The following is an 18,268-nucleotide window of genomic DNA, read 5'->3' as shown; positions in this document are numbered from 1 at the left end:
CTTTTTTTATCGAAAGGTAAGGTAAACCACGAGAGCCAATGCGCTAGCTGCTTCTTTTTTGCCTTTTCAATCGCGTCTTTGTTTTTGAAAAAATGGGCAGCCGAACTACGGGTCAAATGCGTATAAAGATAATCAAGGGTTTTCTGTCCATGACGCTCAACAATTTTTTTAAGCGCGGGGAAATTTTTATAGTCACCTGCGGTGACGTTAAATAACTTTAAACGTTCCTTGAAATCTTCAGCCACGCAAAATCCTTAGTTTGGAATCCGTTTAGGTCGTTTATCGGACATTCTGTTCCCAAGCAAAAAAGAAAAGAACATGAGGCAGAGTGTCCTTTACTTTTACGGCATATAGTTGGAAATTTATATCCATTTTAAAAGAAAAAGGGTGCCAAAATGGCACCCTTTTTGTCTTTTTCTTTATAAATTGTTTTATAAAGTAAAAAGATCTTAACGTTTGGAGAACTGGAAGCTACGGCGAGCTTTAGCGCGACCGTATTTCTTACGTTCAACCGCACGGCTATCACGCGTCAGGAAGCCAGCAGCCTTCACAGAAGAACGCAGAGCCGGTTCGTAGCGGGTCAAAGCCTGAGAAATACCATGCTTTACAGCACCGGCCTGACCAGAAAGACCGCCACCGGTAACGGTTGCGACAACATCATACTGGCCACGACGTTCTGTAACGTCGAAAGGCTGGTTGATAACCAAACGCAGGGTCGGGCGGGCGAAGTAAACTTCCTGATCGCGACCGTTTACAGTGATCTTGCCGCTGCCCGGTTTGATCCAGACACGAGCAACAGCGTCTTTACGACGGCCAGTTGCATAAGCGCGACCCTGTGCGTCCAAAATCTGCTCACGCAGGGGAGCGGGTTCGGCCACAGCAGCTTTTTCTTCAACAACAGTTTCTGTAACAACAGAGGTCGTTGCAGCACCGGCTTTTGCCAGATCAGCAAGATCGGAAAGAGATTGACGATGATCAGCCATCAGGCACCCACCTTATTTTTACGGTTCATAGCCGCAACATCAAAAACTTCAGGATTCTGAGCCGTATGCGAATGTTCTGCACCGGCAAAGATACGGAGATTACGCATTTGCTGGCGACCTAAGGGGCCACGGGGAATCATGCGTTCAACCGCTTTTTCCAATACACGTTCTGGGAAACGTCCGCCCAAAACCTTGGCCGGAGTGGTTTCCTTGATACCACCAGCATAACCGGTATGCTTGTAGTATACTTTTTTCTGCATTTTACGGCCGGTGAAACGAACCTTGTCTGCATTGATAACAACGACATTGTCGCCGCAGTCAATGTAAGGCGTAAAGCTCGGTTTGTGCTTGCCGCGCAGAAGATTAGCGATAATCGTTGCGACACGACCAACAACTAATCCTTCGGCATCAATCAGATGCCATTTTTTTTCGACGGTTGCAGGCGTTGCCGGCTTCGTCGTTTTCATGAGCGCCTTCATGGGCTCTTGTTCCTCATATGGCTAAAATTCGTAAAATTACGGAAATTCCTGCCTAAAACAGAAATACCGTTTATTGAAGGCAGGTGAATACAGTCTAGGCCGGAATAGTCAAGAAAAATAAGGGTTTTTAGAGTGGTATTATAATACCGTGATTATTTTTTATTCTTTTATATCCCTAAAAATGATCGGTTTTCGATCATCCTTAAGAGGGTAAAATGACAGCCGTTACGTTGTAACATATACCGGCATGTCCCATATAACCGGAAGACCAGCGCATCTTATCAACTGCCATAGTAAAAGGATGCCTTATTCAATTTTAGGATAAAGAGATGATAAAGCGAATTTTTCAGTCTCATTGGCTAGATCGTATCGCTGTTGTGCTTTCAGGATTATGCGCTATCCATTGTTTCGGCGGATTATTTCTTTTGCTCTTTTTGTCCGAAGTATCTGATCGCCTCAACGACCCGCGTATTCATGAAATCGGTTTAGGGCTGGCTGTTCTTTTTGCTTTATTGGGATTAGGCGGTGGATTTTTGTCCCACCATAAATGGCGTCCTGTTATTATAGGCTTTATTGGTATTGCCTTTATGTCTGTTGGATTATTTGTAGGTCATAGTGTGGCAGAGGATGTTTGCACGGTGATTGGGGTTTCTTTGGTTGCCTGCGCCCATTTAATGAATCATCGTGTCAGACGGCATAGCTGTCTTCATTGATAAAAAGGCTGGCGATATATTTCTGCTTTTGAAGACACAAAAATATATCGCTTCCTGTTTTTCTATTTTTTCTCTTGAAAGAATTTTTCGGGGAAGGGCAGTGTCGAAGAACATTGCTTGATCGTTATTCGTGAGCCAGTTGTAATATTATGGCTACTTAAAAGGCCTTTCCCGACTTCTAAAGCAACGCGAACCGGCTTGTCAGAGACATGAAGCTCGGTCGTATTCGGCTTCATATTTTCTATTTGAGTGATTTCGCCCTTATCATTGATAAAAGCCACTGACATAGGCCGTAATACTGACCGCATCGTAAAAGCATAGCGACGCGGTTGATCCCATAGAAAAAGCATGATTGGTGTACCATTATACAAATTGGCAACACCTTGGTTGATCTGTTCTTTGGTATGGGCGACAGGAACCGTCGTGAACGGGATTTTTGTTCCGAAGCTGGCTGTTTTAATTTCAAATTCGCAGTTTGCCCATGGGTCATTGGTGGGCGGAACGGCTTCTGTTGACGCGGGCGTTTCTTTATAATCGGGCGTGTCGTTATTGGCAGATAAGATAAAAACCGCTGCCAACATAAGGATTTTACGCATCGGATATGCCTTTTTATACTCGAATTCAGAAATTCTTTATCAGGATATCCATTTGTTGAACATCCAATAGCGTATATTCAGGACATATAAAGAAACGGCTTTGGTTCAGCTTGCTAAAAAGTATCTTTGATAAAAATATGATGACCTTTGTTGCTTAAATAAAATCTTGATCCTTTCCGGATCGGGGGAACATCACCTCCTCATTCTAAATATATTAAACAGATTATTTTATTTTTTGGCTTTCAAATAGCGATAAAGTGTCGCTCGGCTAACACCAGAAGCCCGACAAATATCAGCAATCGGCATATCGGGGTTGCTATGATAAAGCGTAATAGCGGTGTTAATTTTATCCTCCGGCATATGGGGACGTCCACCCAAGCGGCCTCTTGCCCTTGCTGCCTTCAAACCGGCTTGAGTGCGTTCGCGGATAAGATTGCGTTCAAATTCCGCCATGGCTCCGAAAATATGGAAAATTAAACTGCCATCAGAAGAGGCTGTGTCAATTTTTTCCGAGAGGCTTTCAAAAAGAACCGAACGTTTTTTTAAATTATCAACCAAGGTAATCAATTCTTTGAGTGACCTTGCCAGACGATCAAGCCGCCAGACGATAAATTTATCACCTTCCCGCATGAAATTTAAGGCTTCATCAAGCCCCGGTCTTTCAGCTTTGATGCTGCTTACTTTATCGGTAAATACTTCTTCGCAGCCAGCTTCCTTTAAAGCCTTGATCTGGTCATCCAGATTCTCTTCATGGGTTGAAACCCTTGCATATCCAATTTTCATAATTCTCTTTTATTTCCGAAATTTAATTTTGATATAATGATTATAAGATGTGTTTTAAGATTAAATATAATAAAGGTTATATTACAATAGGGTATACGGATAATCTTTAAATCTTTTTAATTCTTTATACCTCAATATGTAATAATGAGAAATATATGAGACATTAGGCAGCAACTAATAGATCTTATTAGTTGCTACCGATATGCCTAATATTAAAGAGATATTCTAACGACGCGTTCCAAAGCGGAAAATGGTCGTATAATCAAATACCTGTCCCGGCTTGAGTTCGGTTGTCGGGAAATTGGAGTGATTAGGCGAATCCGGAAAATGCTCAGCTTCAAAAGCAATAGCATCGGTTTGGCGATATTGCTTGTTGCTTTTGCCGTAATAAGTGCCGTCCAAAGAATTGGAAGTATAAACCTGCATCCCCGGTTGAGAGGTCAGCACATCCATTGTCCGTCCCGTTTTGGGGTCGAAAATTTGGGCAGCGAGACGAGGCTGTTTTCCATATTCCCCGTTAATAACCCAATTCTGATCATATCCGCGTGCATAGCGGAGCTGTTCATTGTTATCACGTAAATGATCGCCAATTCGCATCGGATTACGAAAATCAAGAACGGTGCCTGCTACAGGGGCTATCTCGCCAGTAGGAATAGAGGTTGTATCCGTCGGCGTATAATTGTCAGCGTTAATTTTTAAAATCTGGTTTTCAATCGAACCGGAGCCTTCGCCGCTCAAGTTAAAATAGCTGTGATTGCTTAGATTGAGAACTGTCGGCTTGTCTGTTTTAGCCTGATAACGCAACCGCAGTTCATTTTTGTCATTCAATGTATAGGTGACATGAACCGTTAAATTTCCTGGGAAACCTTGGTCGTTATCGGGGCTGACCAAAGTTAATTCTGCGCCAGCCTCATGTTCGGTCGCGGGCAGGGGGCGGACTGTCCAAACATATTTATCAAAACCCTTTGTCCCGCCATGTAAGGCGTTCGGAGCCGCGGTCACGGGGACATGATAGGTTTTTCCGCCGAGGCTGTAGGTGCCATTCGCAATCCGGTTGGCATATCGACCAATCAATGCACCAAAAAAGAGGCCGCCTTTTGCCGAATCTATGGTGTAGCCTTTGAGATCGGAAAATCCGAGAACAATATCACCGGCTTTACCATCGCGGTCAGGTGTTTCGATGGATTGGATAATACCGCCATAAGAAATAAAACGAACGGTTACGCCATTAGTGTTTTTTAAGGTATAAATCTGAACAGGTTGGCCTTCAGGAGTGGTGCCAAAGGGCGCACTACTTAAACTGACCGAAGACGCAGCGCTATGGGCGGCGGTCGGTGTGATAACCGCTGCTGGCACAGATAAACCAAGGCATAAATACATTATCTGTTTTGATAAATAGCGCATGTGACAATCTTTCTTCAATTTGTAAAAACTGAATCAGTAAATCTCTTATTTATTTGTTGAATAGTTAGACGAATTAAATAAGATAACCGAAGAAAGATATGATCTTTTGCCTTAAAATCAATAATAATGACGTTTATTTAATGATTATTATTTTAGATTGAATTTGAATTAAAAATAATATTGTTATTTTTATTGATGTAATATTAAACTTTTTTGAAGTCAACTTTGACAACGCAAGTCAAATTTTATTCAATTTATTATTTTTTCTTAAAATAAAAGGCAAAAAACGCTTTAAAGAAGGCTTTGTAAAAGGCGAGTATAATTTAAATTATAAATTTTTAACTTTTAAAATCAATTTAAAATAACTTAATTTTTTTTGTTTGAAATTAAAAAATTATATTAAATATTTATTTTAAAATTATTTTTAAAAAATCTTACTAATCGAAAGTGATTTTCGGAGAGAAAACTGAATCCGTTTTCTCTCCGAAAAGAATAAGTTTTAATTATTTTGCCAAAGCTTCAGCAATCAGTTTTCTGGTATTATCCAAGCCATAGAGCTTGATGAAGCTGCCCATGCGAGGACCTTGGCTGGAACCAAGCAGCGTTTCATAGAGAACACCGAACCAATCTCTCAACTGATTCTCATAATAGCTTTTTCCGACTTCATAGACTTCGGTTTGTAAAGCCTCGGCAGAGCTGTCTGCTGCCAATTTTGAAAGGCGGTTATCCAAATCTTTCAAAGCCTCTTTTTCCTGTCCTGTCGGAGCGCGACGTTTCAGGGTCGGAGCAATATGATCTTTGTGATAGGCCAAGGCAAAACCGATCAGGCGATCGAGATCGGGATATTGTTCGGCGGTGGCTTCCGGTAATAACTGATTGAGATAGCCCCAGACCATAGTTTTGTCTGCGCCATCACCCAAAACGCCAACCAAATTCAGAAGCAGACTGAAAGGCACCGGCATTTCTGTCGTCGGGACAGCGCCATTGTGAATATGATGAACCGGATTACCCAGCTTTTTATCAGCATCCTGATCATGCCAATTTTTTCTGAATTGCCAATATTCATCAATAGCCCGAGGGATAACGCCTAGATGTAAAGATTTCGCTTTTTTAGGTTCACGATAGGCAAAGAAAGCCAGACTTTCTTCGGGGCCGTAGCGGAACCATTCCTCCAATCCAATGCCATTTCCCTTGGATTTGGAAATCTTTTCGCCATTTTCATCCAGAAACATTTCATAGTTTTTTCCAATGAGTCGGCGACCACCGAGAACACGGGTAATTTTTGATGATTGGGTAACGGAATCAATCAAATCTTTTCCGGCCATTTCATAGTCAACGCCAAGCGCTTTCCAGCGCATTGCCCAATCGACCTTCCATTGCAGTTTGGCTTTGCCGTCAAGAATAGACTGTTCAACGGTTTCACCTTCATCTTCGAAGCGGATAATACCGACTTCGGCATCGACGACTTCGACAGGAACCTGCAAAACAATGCCGCTTTTTTCGCTGATCGGAAGGATCGGAGAATAGGTTGCCCGTCTTTCTTCGCGAAGCGTTGGCAGCATGATATTCATGATTTTTTGATAGTTACGAAGGATATCTTTTAGCGTTTCATTGAAACGGCCAGAATTATATTGTTCGCTGGCCGAATAAAAATCATATTCAAAGCCGAAACGGTCAAGGAATTCGCGCAGCATCGCATTATTGTGATGCGCGAAACTTTCATATTTGCCAAAAGGATCGGGAATACGGGATAAAGGCTTACCCAGATGTTTAGCCAGCATTTCATGATTGGGCACATTGTCAGGAATTTTCCGCAAGCCATCCATATCATCCGAGAAAGCGATCAAACGAGTCGGTGTGTCTGACAGAATTTCATAGGCGCGGCGCACCATCGTCGTTCTGAGAACTTCGTTAAAAGTGCCGATATGGGGCAGACCTGAAGGCCCATAACCGGTTTCAAAAAGGATATATCCTTTTTCAGGAGCCGCCTTAGCATAGCGTTTCAGCAATTTTCGTGCCTCTTCAAAAGGCCATGCTTTGGATTTTTGGGCTGCAATGCGAAGCGCGTTTTCCTGTGTCATATGATCCTGTTGTGTCATAAAAGAAGACCGGACAAGAAGGCCGATCCTGAATAAAAACTATCCGGTGCATTTCTATATACAGGGATATCAAAAATCAAAGTATCCCTTTTGACTGAATGCCGGTTATCGGGGATAGGTGTTTTACCCCGTTATCCCAACTGAAGAAATCCACAGCGGAGCCATAATTTGCGTTATCTTACTCTATCGGAATAGCTTTTTCAGTTGATAAACCTATCTTGGTCAGGAATTTATCCTGTTTATGCCTGATCGGGCAGATTTCAATATCGGTCGTCTAGAGGTTAATCAAGCCTTGGGACAGGCTCTTCTTTGTCAGGTGGAATAAAGTCATCTTCTCAAGATAGGAATAATGCGTGACAGATAGCCTTTTTTCAGAAGATCAAATACCTCCGGCATTATATGTCACCCATGCTGGGATATGGAGGGCTTTCCCCAATGGGAATATCCAGTCGCTTGATCGTCAGACGGCTGTCAATCTGTTACAAAAAACGCCTCTTATTCTGCTGAATGCGCCTATGGTCGCCAGCCGACTAAAAATCGAAGAGGCAAGCGGGCTTGATCTTCTGGAATTATTTGCTTTTGTGCATCCAGCGCGTTTTGCGGTACCAACCGCGTTAGGATTGGCGCGGTATTTAGGCATGGATGTACCGGAAGATGATGTTTCGGCTGCCCGTATCCTTCATCAAATTACTGACCAGCTTTTGAAAACGCTTTCCGACCCGAAATGGCCGGAACGGGGTGGCGCATGGGATAGTGCAGCCGCTTTGGCGCGGCGGCAATGGAGTTGGAGCCCTTTTATTGAGGCTTATTTGGAAAAACCGCTCCATCCAGAGGCATGGTTGTTTTCCCGTTTGCCTGAATGGGAAGATACGCCACCAAGATCGCCTATCCGTCCGGTTGTTTTGTCACCAGAAGAGGCGGATAAAAGTTTGGGAAAAACTTTGGGTGAACAGGCCGAATCCAGACCCGAACAGCGCCGTTATGCGCGTCATGTTAGTCAGATATTTAGCCCCAGAGAAAAAGAGGATGAACCGCAGCTACTTTTAGCACAGGCTGGAACTGGCATCGGGAAGACATTGGGCTATTTGGCTCCAGCGGCGGAATGGGCAGAAAAAGCCGAAGGCACAGTATGGATTTCGACCTATACCAAGGCTTTACAACGCCAGTTAGGGCGGGAAGCAGAACGGATTTTTCCTGATTTTCAGCAATATCGCGAGAAGGTCGCTATCAGAAAAGGGCGCGAGAATTATCTCTGCTTGCTCAATCTTGAAGAAGCCTTGCAGGGCAATTATCGTTATCGCACCAATATTCTGGTTCAATTAGTTGCCCGATGGGCAGCCTATAGCCGTGATGGGGATATGATTGGAGGCGATCTTCCCGGATGGTTAATAAGTCTGTTTCGGCGAAATGGGGCTTTGTCTCTGACAGATAGGCGCGGCGAATGTATTTATTCGGCCTGTCCCCATTTTCGGCGCTGTTTTATTGAACGCGCTATTCGTGCCACCAAAAATGCCCATATTGTTATTGCTAATCATGCTTTGGTGATGTTGTTGGCAACAGGGGATAAAAGCGAAGATAGCCATCTTAATCGCTTGATTTTTGACGAAGGGCATCATGTATTTGAATCAGCAGATTCAACCTTTGCTGTGGCCTTTACCGCCAGAGACGCTTGCGAATTAAGGCGCTGGTTGACGGGATCGGGCAGCCGCCGACGGCGAAAAGGTCTATCTGAAATAGCTGGATATGATGAAAAAATTGCGGAGGCTGTCGAAGCGTTGAAGGAGGCCGCCCGTTTCCTGCCTTCTGATAGCTGGTTAAAGAATTTATCGGAAGATAAGCCGCAAAATGGCATTGAAAGGCTGTTTCTGGCTATTCATCATATGGTGAAATCGCAGGCTGAAAAATCAGAGCAGGGCTATAGCCTTGAAATCGAAATTATGGATGTCGATCAAGCTGTTGCCGATGGTGCGAAAGAAAGCCAGACTGCGCTTCATGCCCTTCGTGAACCCTTGCTTTTGATTGGGAAGCGCCTTGAACAATTATTGGCAGAATCGCCTGATTGGCTCAACAATGCTGTGCGTGGGAAAATAGAAGGCCTGATGAACGCTTTAGAGCGGCGCGAAATGATACTATCAAGCTGGTTGAATTTGATTGAGCGGCTGACAGGATCAGCAGAGGCGAATTTTATCGACTGGCTGGCAATCGATCGAATTGACGGCCGAGAATATGACATCGGGATCCATCGTCATTGGATTGACCCGACCCATCCCCTTGCCGAAGATGTGTTTAAATCTGCGCATGGGTTATTGATTACTTCAGCGACTTTGGGCGTGGGGCGCGTATCACCCTCTGATCTGGAAGCTGAGAAGGCTGAGGATAGTCTTTTATGGGATATGGCCGAGCAGCGAAGTGGTGCCAAACATTTGGATATTCCGCTGTTACATTTTGAGGCAAAAAGCCCATTTCATTATCGTGATGCGGCTGAAATATTTATCGTGACCGATATTCAAAAAAATAACCTTGCGTCTTTAAGTAATGGCTATGTGCGGTTGCTGGAAGCCGCAAAAGGCGGCGCATTAGGCTTGTTTTCGTCGATTCATCGCTTGAAGCGCGTCTATGCGATGATTGTCGACCATCTCGCGAGACAAGGTTTGCCCCTTTATGCCCAGCATGTCGATCCGATGGATACCGGCACTTTGGTTGATATTTTTCGGGATGATCTTCATGCCTCTCTTTTGGGGACGGATGCCTTGAGAGATGGCATTGATGTCCCCGGAGAATCTTTACGACTTGTGATTATGGAAGGGTTACCTTGGCCACGTCCAACAGTTGCTCATGCAGCAAGGCGGCGAGTATGGGGCGGGAGAGCCTATGATGACCAGATTATTCGTGCCAAACTGGCGCAGGGTTTTGGTCGCCTAATCCGTAGTCAACATGACAAGGGGGCATTCGTGTTATTGTCATCGGCAGTGCCCTCTCGGCTTTTAAATGCTTTTCCCGAAGGGGTTCCTATTCATCGTTTGCCCCTTGATGAAGTAACTGCGATGATTACAGAAAAATGCCGCTTGGAATAGTTATGAAGAAAGAACGTTGTCCCATTCTGCGATAATGGCATTTCCAGTTTTCCGCCGGATATCTTGCATAGGCACCCCTGAAAAACGGGTGGGGTGAACGCGATTAGTTAATAATGTCCATGCCAAAGAACGGTCGAAATCTATCCATAATCCGGTTCCAGTAAAGCCGGTATGTCCAATGGTCTGATCGGAGCAAGCCTGACCACCTGCCCAGTTATCAAATTTACATTCCCAGCCAAGACTTCTTTTGGGATTGGTTGAAATGCGACGGATCGAGTCTAAAGATTTGGGAGATATCCCTTGGCCATTCAAAAGCGATTGGGCAAAGTCAAGAACCGCATCGACCGTGCCAAATAAACCGGCGTGACCGGCAGCCCCCCCCAATGCCCAAGCATTTTCATCATGCACTTCGCCCTTAAGAACACGATGGCGGAAAACGCAATTTTCGGTCGCAACCGCGAGAGACGCCGGTGGGGTGTAGGTAAGCCCCCTTGGTAGCGGTAAAGTGATCAATGGAGCATGATGTAGCCGTTCCAAGGCAATACCAAGCAACATAAAATTGATATCAGAGTAAACGGGCGTGGCAGTTTTTTCCCATTTACGTTGCAAAATGAAATGCCGAAGCCGATTGGGATCGCTGCCATAGGTATAAATAGGCTCTACGGCGGGAAGAAGCGTATTATGGGTAAGGCAATCTCTAAAAGTCAGTGTCCGTTCATAGGCGGAACCCACTTCATATTGTCTTAGGTCAGGAATAGCTTTGGTTAAAGGTTGGTCGAGATCAATGATTCCATCATCGACCAGTTTTAAAATAGCCGGTGTTGTCGCCATTACCTTGGTTAAAGAAGCAAGATCGAAATAATGTTGTCGCGTCAGTTTTTCTTTTTGCGGTATAATCTGGGCAAATCCGTCAAGGTAACATCCTTTCCGACCGTCAGCCGTGATAACACCTAATGCCGCCCCCGAGATTTTACCTTCCGAGACAAAGGAACCGACAGACTGAAAGGCCTTTTTTGCCAGATTTTCCAGTCTTTCCGAAAATGTCATGAGACGACCTGCCTTTAATCTGTTCAGATGCCCTATTATCTTTTGATAATAGACTTATAGAAGGGTTTTTTAGGAGATTTTTTAGCCATTTCTTCCAAAGCACTGGTTACTTTTATCGCTTCGGGAGCGTTAATGATGACCTGAAAATTTTTTAGACGACGGAAATTTTTGGGATTGAGGACAATGACTTCGGATTCTTCATCTGGCAAATAGTTTTCTATTCTCCATCCCGGTAAAGAAACAACCGGCCTGACTGGAACGGTATAGCCCAATTTTCCCCGTAAATACTTTGATAATTCGCCACTGACAGCTTTTGCCTGTTGTAAGGGAAGATCTTCTTGGCGGCGGCCACTAAAAAGGATGCTGTTGCCGTCATATTCTGCCAGAGCGCCTTGACCACCCTTAATATCGGCATATTTTGAACGATATTTTGTTTCAATCGCAAAAATGCCTGTGGGCCCAACAAGCACATGGTCGATATTTCCGCGAGGAAAAGATAGATCGTGAAAAATATACCATCCCTCTCTGACCAAAGGGGTGAAATATTCAGCCGTAGCCATTTCTCCTATCAGACCAGCGGAAAAGGCTTTTCGGCGCGCCATAATTCTTTTCGTTGCATAGACAGAGGCGGTTATTGAGGCTCCGCATATCAGAAGCCATAAAAGATCAATCCAATGGAATTGCATAAGGGCTGGGTTGATCCACTGTCCCATCAAGCAAATAAGAATGATTGAAGGAATAAGCGCAGAGAAAGAGAAGACCGCTATCAATTTATTATTTTCAAAATTCAGATTTTTTTGCAGCGTTTCGCCCGGAAGGGGAAGAAGCGGTTCCGAAATAGGACTGCGGCGTTTGAGTTGGCTATTTTTGAATTGGCAAAAAATAATGGTAGCCGCAGGAACCAAAGCACAAAGAAGGATAAACAAGACGGCAGATACGCTACTAAACAAGAGAACCTCGGACAATCAGAGCAAATATAAATAACGATTTGGTTCATAAATCAATTTTGGGTAATATCTATATCAAAAGTATTTTCATGAAGCTGTATTTTAAAAGCGGAATGGCGAGTTATTCTATTTCTCTCTGACAGCCATCATAACAGATTATATTTTCATGATGGGTGGCAGTAAACTGTCATTACAATTAAAGACATGATGTAGCCGTTGTTACTATATATCCCGTTTTCTTTAAAAAATCCTAAAATTTCGTCTGGAGAATACCCTTTTTCGTGAAGAATTTTGATAGAAGAAACCATCTCATTCACGATATCTTTTTTGGTTATTAACTTCTCTTTTTCTGGTAAATTGTCTACCTTATCTCGCAATTCTTTAATTATATTGTGGTTGAAGCGATGCACAGCTGATTGTCCCCAATACTAGATTGGGAGGATTATCTAACATTTTTTCTAAAAAAAGAGAATAAATAGAGCGGGTTTAGACGAAGCCCCAAAAGTCGATTTTTTACTTCATGATTTTTATAACATATTGATTTTACAATTAAAAAATATCGAATATCTGTAAAATAAGTTTGGTGATTACAATCTATCATCAAGCCTTATTTATAAGTTGATTTTCATATTGGTGAACATTTTTCAGAATGGATAGCCCATAGATGCTGAATACACAGCCAAAGATAGCCATTATCAACCGATAATAGGAACGTATTGTTGAATTTTAAGGAAGTTGTTGCCGAGAGATAAAGGCAAAAATTCTGGTGCCGCTTGCAGGACTCGAACCTGCGACCCTCGCATTACGAATGCGATGCTCTACCAGCTGAGCTAAAGCGGCGCAACAGAGTTGTGGCTCTTAGCAACCCTCTTCAGAAAGCTCAAGCATAATTTTGCAATTAGACAGAAATAATTTTCTGTTAGCGATATTTTAAGCTTATTGTCTTTACGCCCTTCGTTTGAAAGTGGATAAAGCATATCCACAAATAATCGACGTGATTACCTGAAAATTGACGAAGGCAAAGACCCAAAAATATGACGGACAGTCAGAGAAAAGAGATCGAGGCTCCTGTTTTCCCAAGGGGGGGAAGTGAAGGCGTTATGAAGGCGATTGGGGCAGATGATCGCCGGATGCATGTACGCGCCTATAATTTTTGGTTATCTGTATTAAACGGTCACAAAATTCCATTGGTGAGTGATTTTGATCCGGCGGCTATTGCTGATTTCGGGCAGCACAGCTTTTTACTGGATTTTCGGGAAAACCCCCATAATCCGAAGATATCCTTTCTGGGATATGCTTTGCGCGAGCTGGATAAACTGACATATCATGTCAATCATATTTCAGACGCCCCCGAAGGCAGTCTGATTGCCCATATGGCAACGGCTCCTCATTTTGCAGCGGTAATCGAACAAAAAGGCCCTGTTGGCTTTGAAGCTGACTTTGAAAATTATCTGGGTCAGTCTTTGATCTATCGCGGTATCTTTATGCCTTTTTCTTCGGATGGTGAGCATATTGACCATCTTTATGGGGTCGTGAATTGGAAAATTCTTTCTGAAGATAAGAGTAAAGCAAAATCACCTCTTTTGCAGACTGTTGCTAGTGAATTGTCAGCGGCAGATAGCCATAACATTTCTGGGGAAAAAGCCGATCATTCAGCTATTCCGATGATAAAAAGCAGCGATAGTCTGGCTTCTTTGAAGAAAGCACCGGCAAAGGCGGTCGTAGATCTGGGGTCTGTTGAAAAAGATTTTGTTCTGTTGTTAGGTCACCGTGAAAAAGAGGGTCAGATCGGCATTGTTGCCATGGTCGAGAAAGACGACGAAGGTCTTAAGGCACTTTTGAAAAAGCTATAAGATCAGCACCGAATTATCTGAAAAGCTTGGGCTTTTTTAGAGGCTGGAAGCGTCGCTATTAAGGGCTGGTGTTTTTAAAGGATATGCCTTTTCATTTGTAAATCTTTGAGGCAAAGGAAAAAATGAAGGCATTTTCTTTTTTGTCTGTTACAGGCTGTTCTACCATCTGCCTGCATTCTAAGGAGGAAAGTATCAGAAGCCTTCTCTGGTAAGGATTCTGATCTGAAGAGCATGACTGACCAATTGACAATAATGTTAGCTCAAATCCCACAAACGGTTGGCCATTGCCGCCGCAATGCGGATGCTATGCTGAAAATCAGGCAAGAAGCAGGGAAGGTTGATCTTATCCTGTTTCCTGAGTTGCAATTGATCGGTTATCCTCCTGAAGACCTCGTTTTAAAGCCGTCTTTATTGCAAAATGCCAAGGAAGAATTGGAGCGCTTGGCTCTTGTGACATCTGATGGCGGGGCGGCAATGTTGGTTGGAACGGCATGGCAGGAAAAGGGGCAGATTTTCAATGCCGTTGCCTTGCTGGATCAAGGTAAGATTGCAGCTATTCGCTATAAACATGACTTGCCAAATTACGGCACCTTTGACGAAAAACGGATTTTTTCGGCGGGATCTCTTCCTGAACCTATCTTGTTTAGAGGTGTTTCTCTTGGCGTTCCTGTTTGTGAAGATATCTGGACAGAAAAGCTGTGCGCTCATCTGAAAGAATGCGGAGCGGAAATACTTCTTGTCCCGAATGGCAGTCCTTTTGAAAGTGGTAAATATCCTGTCCGGCGCAAAGTTGTTGCAGATCGGGTCAAAGAAACTGGATTACCCTGTCTGTATCTGAATAGGGTCGGTGGACAGGATGAAGTTGTTTTTGACGGTGGCTCTTTTGTTGTCAATCGAGATGGCTCGGTGCCTGTCTCTCTGCCGCAATGGCAGGCAGAGTGTTATGTAACCCATTGGCATAAGACCGAAGAAGTTTGGTCTTGTGATGAGGGTTTACAGAGTAAAAGCCCAGAGGGTGAAGACGGGCGATTAAGCGATATTTATCAGGCCATGATGATGGGGCTTGGCGATTATGTCCGTCAGAATGGTTTTTCTGGCGTTTTGTTGGGCTTGTCCGGCGGCATTGACAGCGCGCTTTCGGCTGCGGTCGCGGTAGACGCCCTTGGTGCCGATAAAGTCTGGTGCGTGATGCTGCCTTCCCGCTATACCAGTCAAGAAAGCCTTGATGATGCGCGCGCTTGTGCCGAGATGCTGGGATGTCGGTTAGATTCTGTTCCTATCAATCCAGCAGTTGAAGCCATTGATGGAATGCTGGCACCGCTTTTTTCAGGAAAAAAGCCTGATATTACCGAAGAAAATATTCAATCCCGTTTACGGGGTGTCGTGTTAATGGCGATTTCCAATAAATTTTCTCCAATGGTATTAACCCGCGGAAATAAAAGTGAAATGGCGGTCGGCTATGCGACCCTTTATGGCGATATGAATGGTGGTTACTCTGTCCTGAAAGACCTCTATAAAAGTGATGTCTTTCAGGTTTCCCGTTGGAGAAATAGCCATAAGCCTGCCCATGCTTTAGGGTCTGATGGCAAGGTTATGCCCGAACGGGTAATTACCAAGCCGCCTTCTGCCGAATTGCGGGAAGACCAAAAAGATAGCGATTCATTGCCGCCTTATGATATATTAGATGCCGTTCTTCATGGCTTGATTGAAGAGGATTTATCCTGTTCTGATCTGGTCAAACGCGGCTATGATCCTGATTTGGTCACACGGATTGAAAATCTGCTTCATCGTGCCGAATATAAAAGAAGGCAGGCTCCGCCCGGTGTTAAACTGGGTAGCCGCAATTTCGGGCGGGATCGCCGTTATCCGCTTTCCCATCAATTTCGTTCTTCTCATTCCTGATCGGGTTTTCTTGTGATTACTACGCGCTTTGCACCATCGCCGACGGGCTTTTTACATGTCGGCAATATTCGGACGGCTTTAATCAACTGGCTTTATGCCCGCCATCATCATGGCCGCTTTGTCTTGCGGATTGATGATACCGATAGCGAAAGATCAACCGAAGAATATACGCAAGCTATTCGGGCTGATTTGGCTTGGCTTAATCTTAATCCAGATGTCGAATATAGCCAGTCCAAGCGAAGCGAGCTTTATGAAATCCGTTTTGAAAGCCTGAAGGCAAAAGGGCGTATTTACCCTTGTTACGAAACGCCACAGGAACTGGATTTAAAACGCCGTATTGCGATTGGGCGTGGATTGCCGCCGATTTATGATCGAGCAGCACTTAACCTGACGGTTGAAGAGCGTTTTGAACTGGAAGAAAAAGGCATCAAACCTCATTGGCGTTTTCGTCTGGATCATGACCATGCCATCAAATGGAATGATCTTATTCGGGGTGAACAGCGTTTCGATCCCAAATTGCTTTCAGATCCCGTTATTCGGCGGGCAGATGGTAGCTGGCTGTATCTGCTTCCGAGCGTTATTGATGATATTGATATGGAAATCACGACCATTGTTCGGGGTGAAGATCATGTCAGCAATACAGCGACCCAAATTCAGATGTTTCAGGCTTTGGATGCTGAATTGCCTGAATTCGCCCATATGGCCTTGTTGACGGGAGGCGATGCAAAAATATCGAAGCGTTTTGGTGCCGATAGTGTCGCTGATTTCAAAGCCGATCATATCGAGCCGATTGCCTTGGAGGCTTTGCTTGCCCGTATTGGCACAAGCGATCCGGTTGAAGTTTTGACGGATTTGGCACCTCTGGTTGAAAATTTTGACTTTAGTCATTTCAGCCGCGCACCAGCCCGTTTCGATATGGCAGAATTAAAGCATTTGAATGCCCGTATTCTTCATATCATGCCTTATGAACAGGTGGCAGATCGTTTGCCAGAAGCTATGGATGCCCATAGTTGGGAAGTTATCCGTCCGAATATAGATGATTTATCTGAGGCCGCCTTTTGGTGGTCGGTCGTTAAAGAGGACATCGCCAAGCCTGACCTTTCCGAAGAAGATAAGGTCTATCTAGTTGACGCGATGGGTATTGCCAAAACGCTCGATTGGTCTTCCAATCCGTGGAAAGAATGGATTGATATTTTGAAAAAACAGAGCGGACGGAAAGGAAAAGCCTTGTTTTTGCCTTTGCGTTTGGCTCTCACAGGACAGAGCCATGGCCCAGATATGGCCGGATTGCTGTCTTTGATTGGTCATGAAGAGACCATCAAACGTCTGGAACAGGCTGTAAAATAAGATAGGTTGATCTGATCGAATTATTTAAGAAATTTTTTGATCAGATCAAAAATAGAAAAACTAGTGCGATTATAAACACGGTTATAAAGCGCCTTTTGGGGATCGGTGAGCCAGCCCCAGCCACGAGGCATCCGCAATCCTAATTTATTTTTGATGATGCGGGTAGGGGAAGTTCTAGCCGCAATGCTTTTGCGGATGCTAGGTTTTCTGATGCCAAATTTCATAATATTATGCGTAAATCCTCACAGGATAAGGCACAAGGCCTTATCCTGTAAAAGACTTCATAACGGTTAGATATCTTTCGAAAATCCAAAGAAAAATCCGCGTCTGGCACCATAAGAAGGTAGGCCGACACCGACACCATCGCCCGTTCTGATCTGATAGACATGGTCGCCGATATTGGTGATATCAAAGCGCAGATTGATGCCTTGTCTTTCGATGCGATAGATAATGGTCGTGTTAACGGTGGCATAGGGTTTGACGCTGGCACCATTGGGAATAGAATCGCCATTCGCCAAAGTTAAATCCGTTCTGAGACCTGAACCATAAAGCGCAGTTGCGCCTAATTGCAGATTTTTCAAAACACCCTCATGGAAGGTGTAAGATACGCCACCGGAAGCCGTCCAGCTTTGGTTATGGTCGAGATAGATGTAATGCTGGGCGATATAGGCCAGATCATCGGCCTCGAAATTATATTCGCTGGATTTGATCTTCTTACCCAAGGCCTTCTGATAGGCGAAGTTGCCATAGACACGCCAACCGCCATGCGTATAGCTGCTGTTAAAGTCGATACCCCAAATTTTACCGCGACTATAATTGAACGGCGTCATCAAGATCGCTTCACCAAATTGACCTTCATCGATCAGATTATGGGAGCGGCGATAGTAACCATCGACCCCGAAAGTGAAGTCTTTCCCGATTTTTTGCTGGATACCGGCATCATAGTAATTTTGCCGTTCGGCATAAGGTGTTGTGGCTTTATTTACCCCCGTCGCAGCACCCGTTGTGCCATTAAAGCGGCTGATCGTTCTGTAACCGACC

At 44.2% G+C, this 18,268-nt stretch carries 16 protein-coding genes, 1 tRNA gene and 1 pseudogene; 5 read left to right on the top strand and 13 right to left on the bottom strand.

Annotated features, from left to right (window positions below):
• The 3 genes from LDL18_RS06100 to rplM form a co-directional block, all read right to left on the bottom strand.
• Nucleotides 1-245: protoglobin domain-containing protein (locus LDL18_RS06100; protein ID WP_296507807.1), on the bottom strand; the 245-nt coding region annotated here is incomplete at its 3' end.
• A gap of 204 nt (nt 246-449) precedes the next feature.
• Nucleotides 450-983 (bottom strand): 30S ribosomal protein S9, encoded by a 534-nt coding sequence (gene rpsI / locus LDL18_RS06095; RefSeq protein WP_296507805.1) that lies wholly within the window; start codon nt 981-983, stop codon nt 450-452.
• The gene (gene rplM, locus LDL18_RS06090) at nt 983-1,462 is read right to left on the bottom strand and encodes a 50S ribosomal protein L13 (protein ID WP_296507803.1); all 480 of its coding nucleotides are present in this window, start codon (nt 1,460-1,462) and stop codon (nt 983-985) included. Before rplM ends, rpsI begins: the two co-directional genes overlap by 1 nt.
• A 329-nt stretch (nt 1,463-1,791) precedes the next feature.
• On the opposite strand from rplM, the gene LDL18_RS06085 reads away from it, so the two are divergent.
• Nucleotides 1,792-2,175 (top strand): MerC domain-containing protein, encoded by a 384-nt coding sequence (locus LDL18_RS06085; RefSeq protein WP_011240749.1) that lies wholly within the window; start codon nt 1,792-1,794, stop codon nt 2,173-2,175.
• A gap of 62 nt (nt 2,176-2,237) precedes the next feature.
• Here LDL18_RS06085 and LDL18_RS06080 read toward each other — a convergent pair whose 3' ends face one another.
• The 4 genes from LDL18_RS06080 to LDL18_RS06065 all read right to left on the bottom strand — a co-directional run bounded on the left by LDL18_RS06080 (nt 2,238) and on the right by LDL18_RS06065 (nt 7,039).
• Nucleotides 2,238-2,771 (bottom strand): DUF192 domain-containing protein, encoded by a 534-nt coding sequence (locus LDL18_RS06080; RefSeq protein WP_296507799.1) that lies wholly within the window; start codon nt 2,769-2,771, stop codon nt 2,238-2,240.
• A 228-nt stretch (nt 2,772-2,999) separates the two neighbouring features.
• On the bottom strand, nt 3,000-3,554 hold the full coding sequence (locus LDL18_RS06075; RefSeq protein ID WP_296507797.1) for a recombinase family protein: 555 nt from the start codon (nt 3,552-3,554) through the stop codon (nt 3,000-3,002).
• Between the two features lie 225 nt (nt 3,555-3,779).
• Nucleotides 3,780-4,958 (bottom strand): aldose epimerase family protein, encoded by a 1,179-nt coding sequence (locus tag LDL18_RS06070; RefSeq protein ID WP_296507795.1) that lies wholly within the window; start codon nt 4,956-4,958, stop codon nt 3,780-3,782.
• Between the two features lie 503 nt (nt 4,959-5,461).
• Nucleotides 5,462-7,039, bottom strand: a complete 1,578-nt coding sequence (locus LDL18_RS06065; RefSeq protein ID WP_296507809.1) for a lysine--tRNA ligase — start codon at nt 7,037-7,039, stop codon at nt 5,462-5,464.
• Between the two features lie 371 nt (nt 7,040-7,410).
• On the opposite strand from LDL18_RS06065, the gene LDL18_RS06060 reads away from it, so the two are divergent.
• The gene (locus LDL18_RS06060; RefSeq protein ID WP_296507793.1) at nt 7,411-10,131 is read left to right on the top strand and encodes an ATP-dependent DNA helicase; all 2,721 of its coding nucleotides are present in this window, start codon (nt 7,411-7,413) and stop codon (nt 10,129-10,131) included.
• On the opposite strand, the gene LDL18_RS06055 is transcribed toward LDL18_RS06060, so the two are convergent.
• The 4 genes from LDL18_RS06055 to LDL18_RS06040 all read right to left on the bottom strand — a co-directional run bounded on the left by LDL18_RS06055 (nt 10,132) and on the right by LDL18_RS06040 (nt 12,965).
• Entirely contained in the window at nt 10,132-11,178 is a 1,047-nt protein-coding gene (locus LDL18_RS06055; RefSeq protein ID WP_296507791.1) for a serine hydrolase domain-containing protein, read from the bottom strand.
• A 35-nt stretch (nt 11,179-11,213) separates the two neighbouring features.
• Complete coding sequence (locus LDL18_RS06050) at nt 11,214-12,128, bottom strand: nuclease-related domain-containing protein (protein WP_296507790.1); 915 nt, start codon at nt 12,126-12,128, stop codon at nt 11,214-11,216.
• 161 nt (nt 12,129-12,289) lie between these two features.
• Nucleotides 12,290-12,535: a hypothetical protein gene (locus tag LDL18_RS06045; RefSeq protein WP_012817091.1), complete on the bottom strand. Its 246-nt coding sequence runs from the start codon at nt 12,533-12,535 to the stop codon at nt 12,290-12,292.
• Nucleotides 12,536-12,889: 354 nt separating this feature from the next.
• A tRNA-Thr gene (locus tag LDL18_RS06040) sits at nt 12,890-12,965 on the bottom strand.
• Nucleotides 12,966-13,159: 194 nt separating this feature from the next.
• On the opposite strand from LDL18_RS06040, the gene LDL18_RS06035 reads away from it, so the two are divergent.
• From LDL18_RS06035 to gltX, 3 genes are all read left to right on the top strand, one after another.
• Nucleotides 13,160-13,978: a hypothetical protein gene (locus tag LDL18_RS06035; RefSeq protein WP_296507786.1), complete on the top strand. Its 819-nt coding sequence runs from the start codon at nt 13,160-13,162 to the stop codon at nt 13,976-13,978.
• 231 nt (nt 13,979-14,209) lie between these two features.
• Nucleotides 14,210-15,880, top strand: a complete 1,671-nt coding sequence (locus LDL18_RS06030) for an NAD+ synthase (RefSeq protein WP_296507784.1) — start codon at nt 14,210-14,212, stop codon at nt 15,878-15,880.
• Between the two features lie 12 nt (nt 15,881-15,892).
• The gene (gltX, locus tag LDL18_RS06025; RefSeq protein WP_296507782.1) at nt 15,893-17,227 is read left to right on the top strand and encodes a glutamate--tRNA ligase; all 1,335 of its coding nucleotides are present in this window, start codon (nt 15,893-15,895) and stop codon (nt 17,225-17,227) included.
• Nucleotides 17,228-17,247: 20 nt separating this feature from the next.
• On the opposite strand, the gene LDL18_RS06020 is transcribed toward gltX, so the two are convergent.
• Entirely contained in the window at nt 17,248-17,451 is a 204-nt protein-coding gene (locus tag LDL18_RS06020; protein WP_296507780.1) for a hypothetical protein, read from the bottom strand.
• Nucleotides 17,452-17,517: 66 nt separating this feature from the next.
• A pseudogene (locus LDL18_RS06015) lies at nt 17,518-18,268 on the bottom strand (TonB-dependent receptor); the annotation flags it as partial.

Origin of the sequence: Zymomonas sp. (assembly GCF_020216885.1) — a bacterium.
GTDB lineage: Bacteria > Pseudomonadota > Alphaproteobacteria > Sphingomonadales > Sphingomonadaceae > Zymomonas.
This window is presented reverse-complemented; position numbering and strand designations above follow the sequence as displayed.

What these genes read in the sequence shown, in the direction of transcription:
- rpsI (WP_296507805.1), bottom strand. Translation starts at nt 983, where the DNA reads ATGGCTGATCATCGTCAATCTCTTTCCGATCTTGCTGATCTGGCAAAA.
- rplM (WP_296507803.1), bottom strand. Translation starts at nt 1,462, where the DNA reads ATGAAGGCGCTCATGAAAACGACGAAGCCGGCAACGCCTGCAACCGTC.
- LDL18_RS06085 (WP_011240749.1), top strand. Translation starts at nt 1,792, where the DNA reads ATGATAAAGCGAATTTTTCAGTCTCATTGGCTAGATCGTATCGCTGTT.
- LDL18_RS06080 (WP_296507799.1), bottom strand. Translation starts at nt 2,771, where the DNA reads ATGCGTAAAATCCTTATGTTGGCAGCGGTTTTTATCTTATCTGCCAAT.
- LDL18_RS06075 (WP_296507797.1), bottom strand. Translation starts at nt 3,554, where the DNA reads ATGAAAATTGGATATGCAAGGGTTTCAACCCATGAAGAGAATCTGGAT.
- LDL18_RS06070 (WP_296507795.1), bottom strand. Translation starts at nt 4,958, where the DNA reads ATGCGCTATTTATCAAAACAGATAATGTATTTATGCCTTGGTTTATCT.
- LDL18_RS06065 (WP_296507809.1), bottom strand. Translation starts at nt 7,039, where the DNA reads ATGACACAGGAAAACGCGCTTCGCATTGCAGCCCAAAAATCCAAAGCA.
- LDL18_RS06055 (WP_296507791.1), bottom strand. Translation starts at nt 11,178, where the DNA reads ATGACATTTTCGGAAAGACTGGAAAATCTGGCAAAAAAGGCCTTTCAG.
- LDL18_RS06035 (WP_296507786.1), top strand. Translation starts at nt 13,160, where the DNA reads ATGACGGACAGTCAGAGAAAAGAGATCGAGGCTCCTGTTTTCCCAAGG.
- LDL18_RS06030 (WP_296507784.1), top strand. Translation starts at nt 14,210, where the DNA reads ATGACTGACCAATTGACAATAATGTTAGCTCAAATCCCACAAACGGTT.
- LDL18_RS06020 (WP_296507780.1), bottom strand. Translation starts at nt 17,451, where the DNA reads ATGAAATTTGGCATCAGAAAACCTAGCATCCGCAAAAGCATTGCGGCT.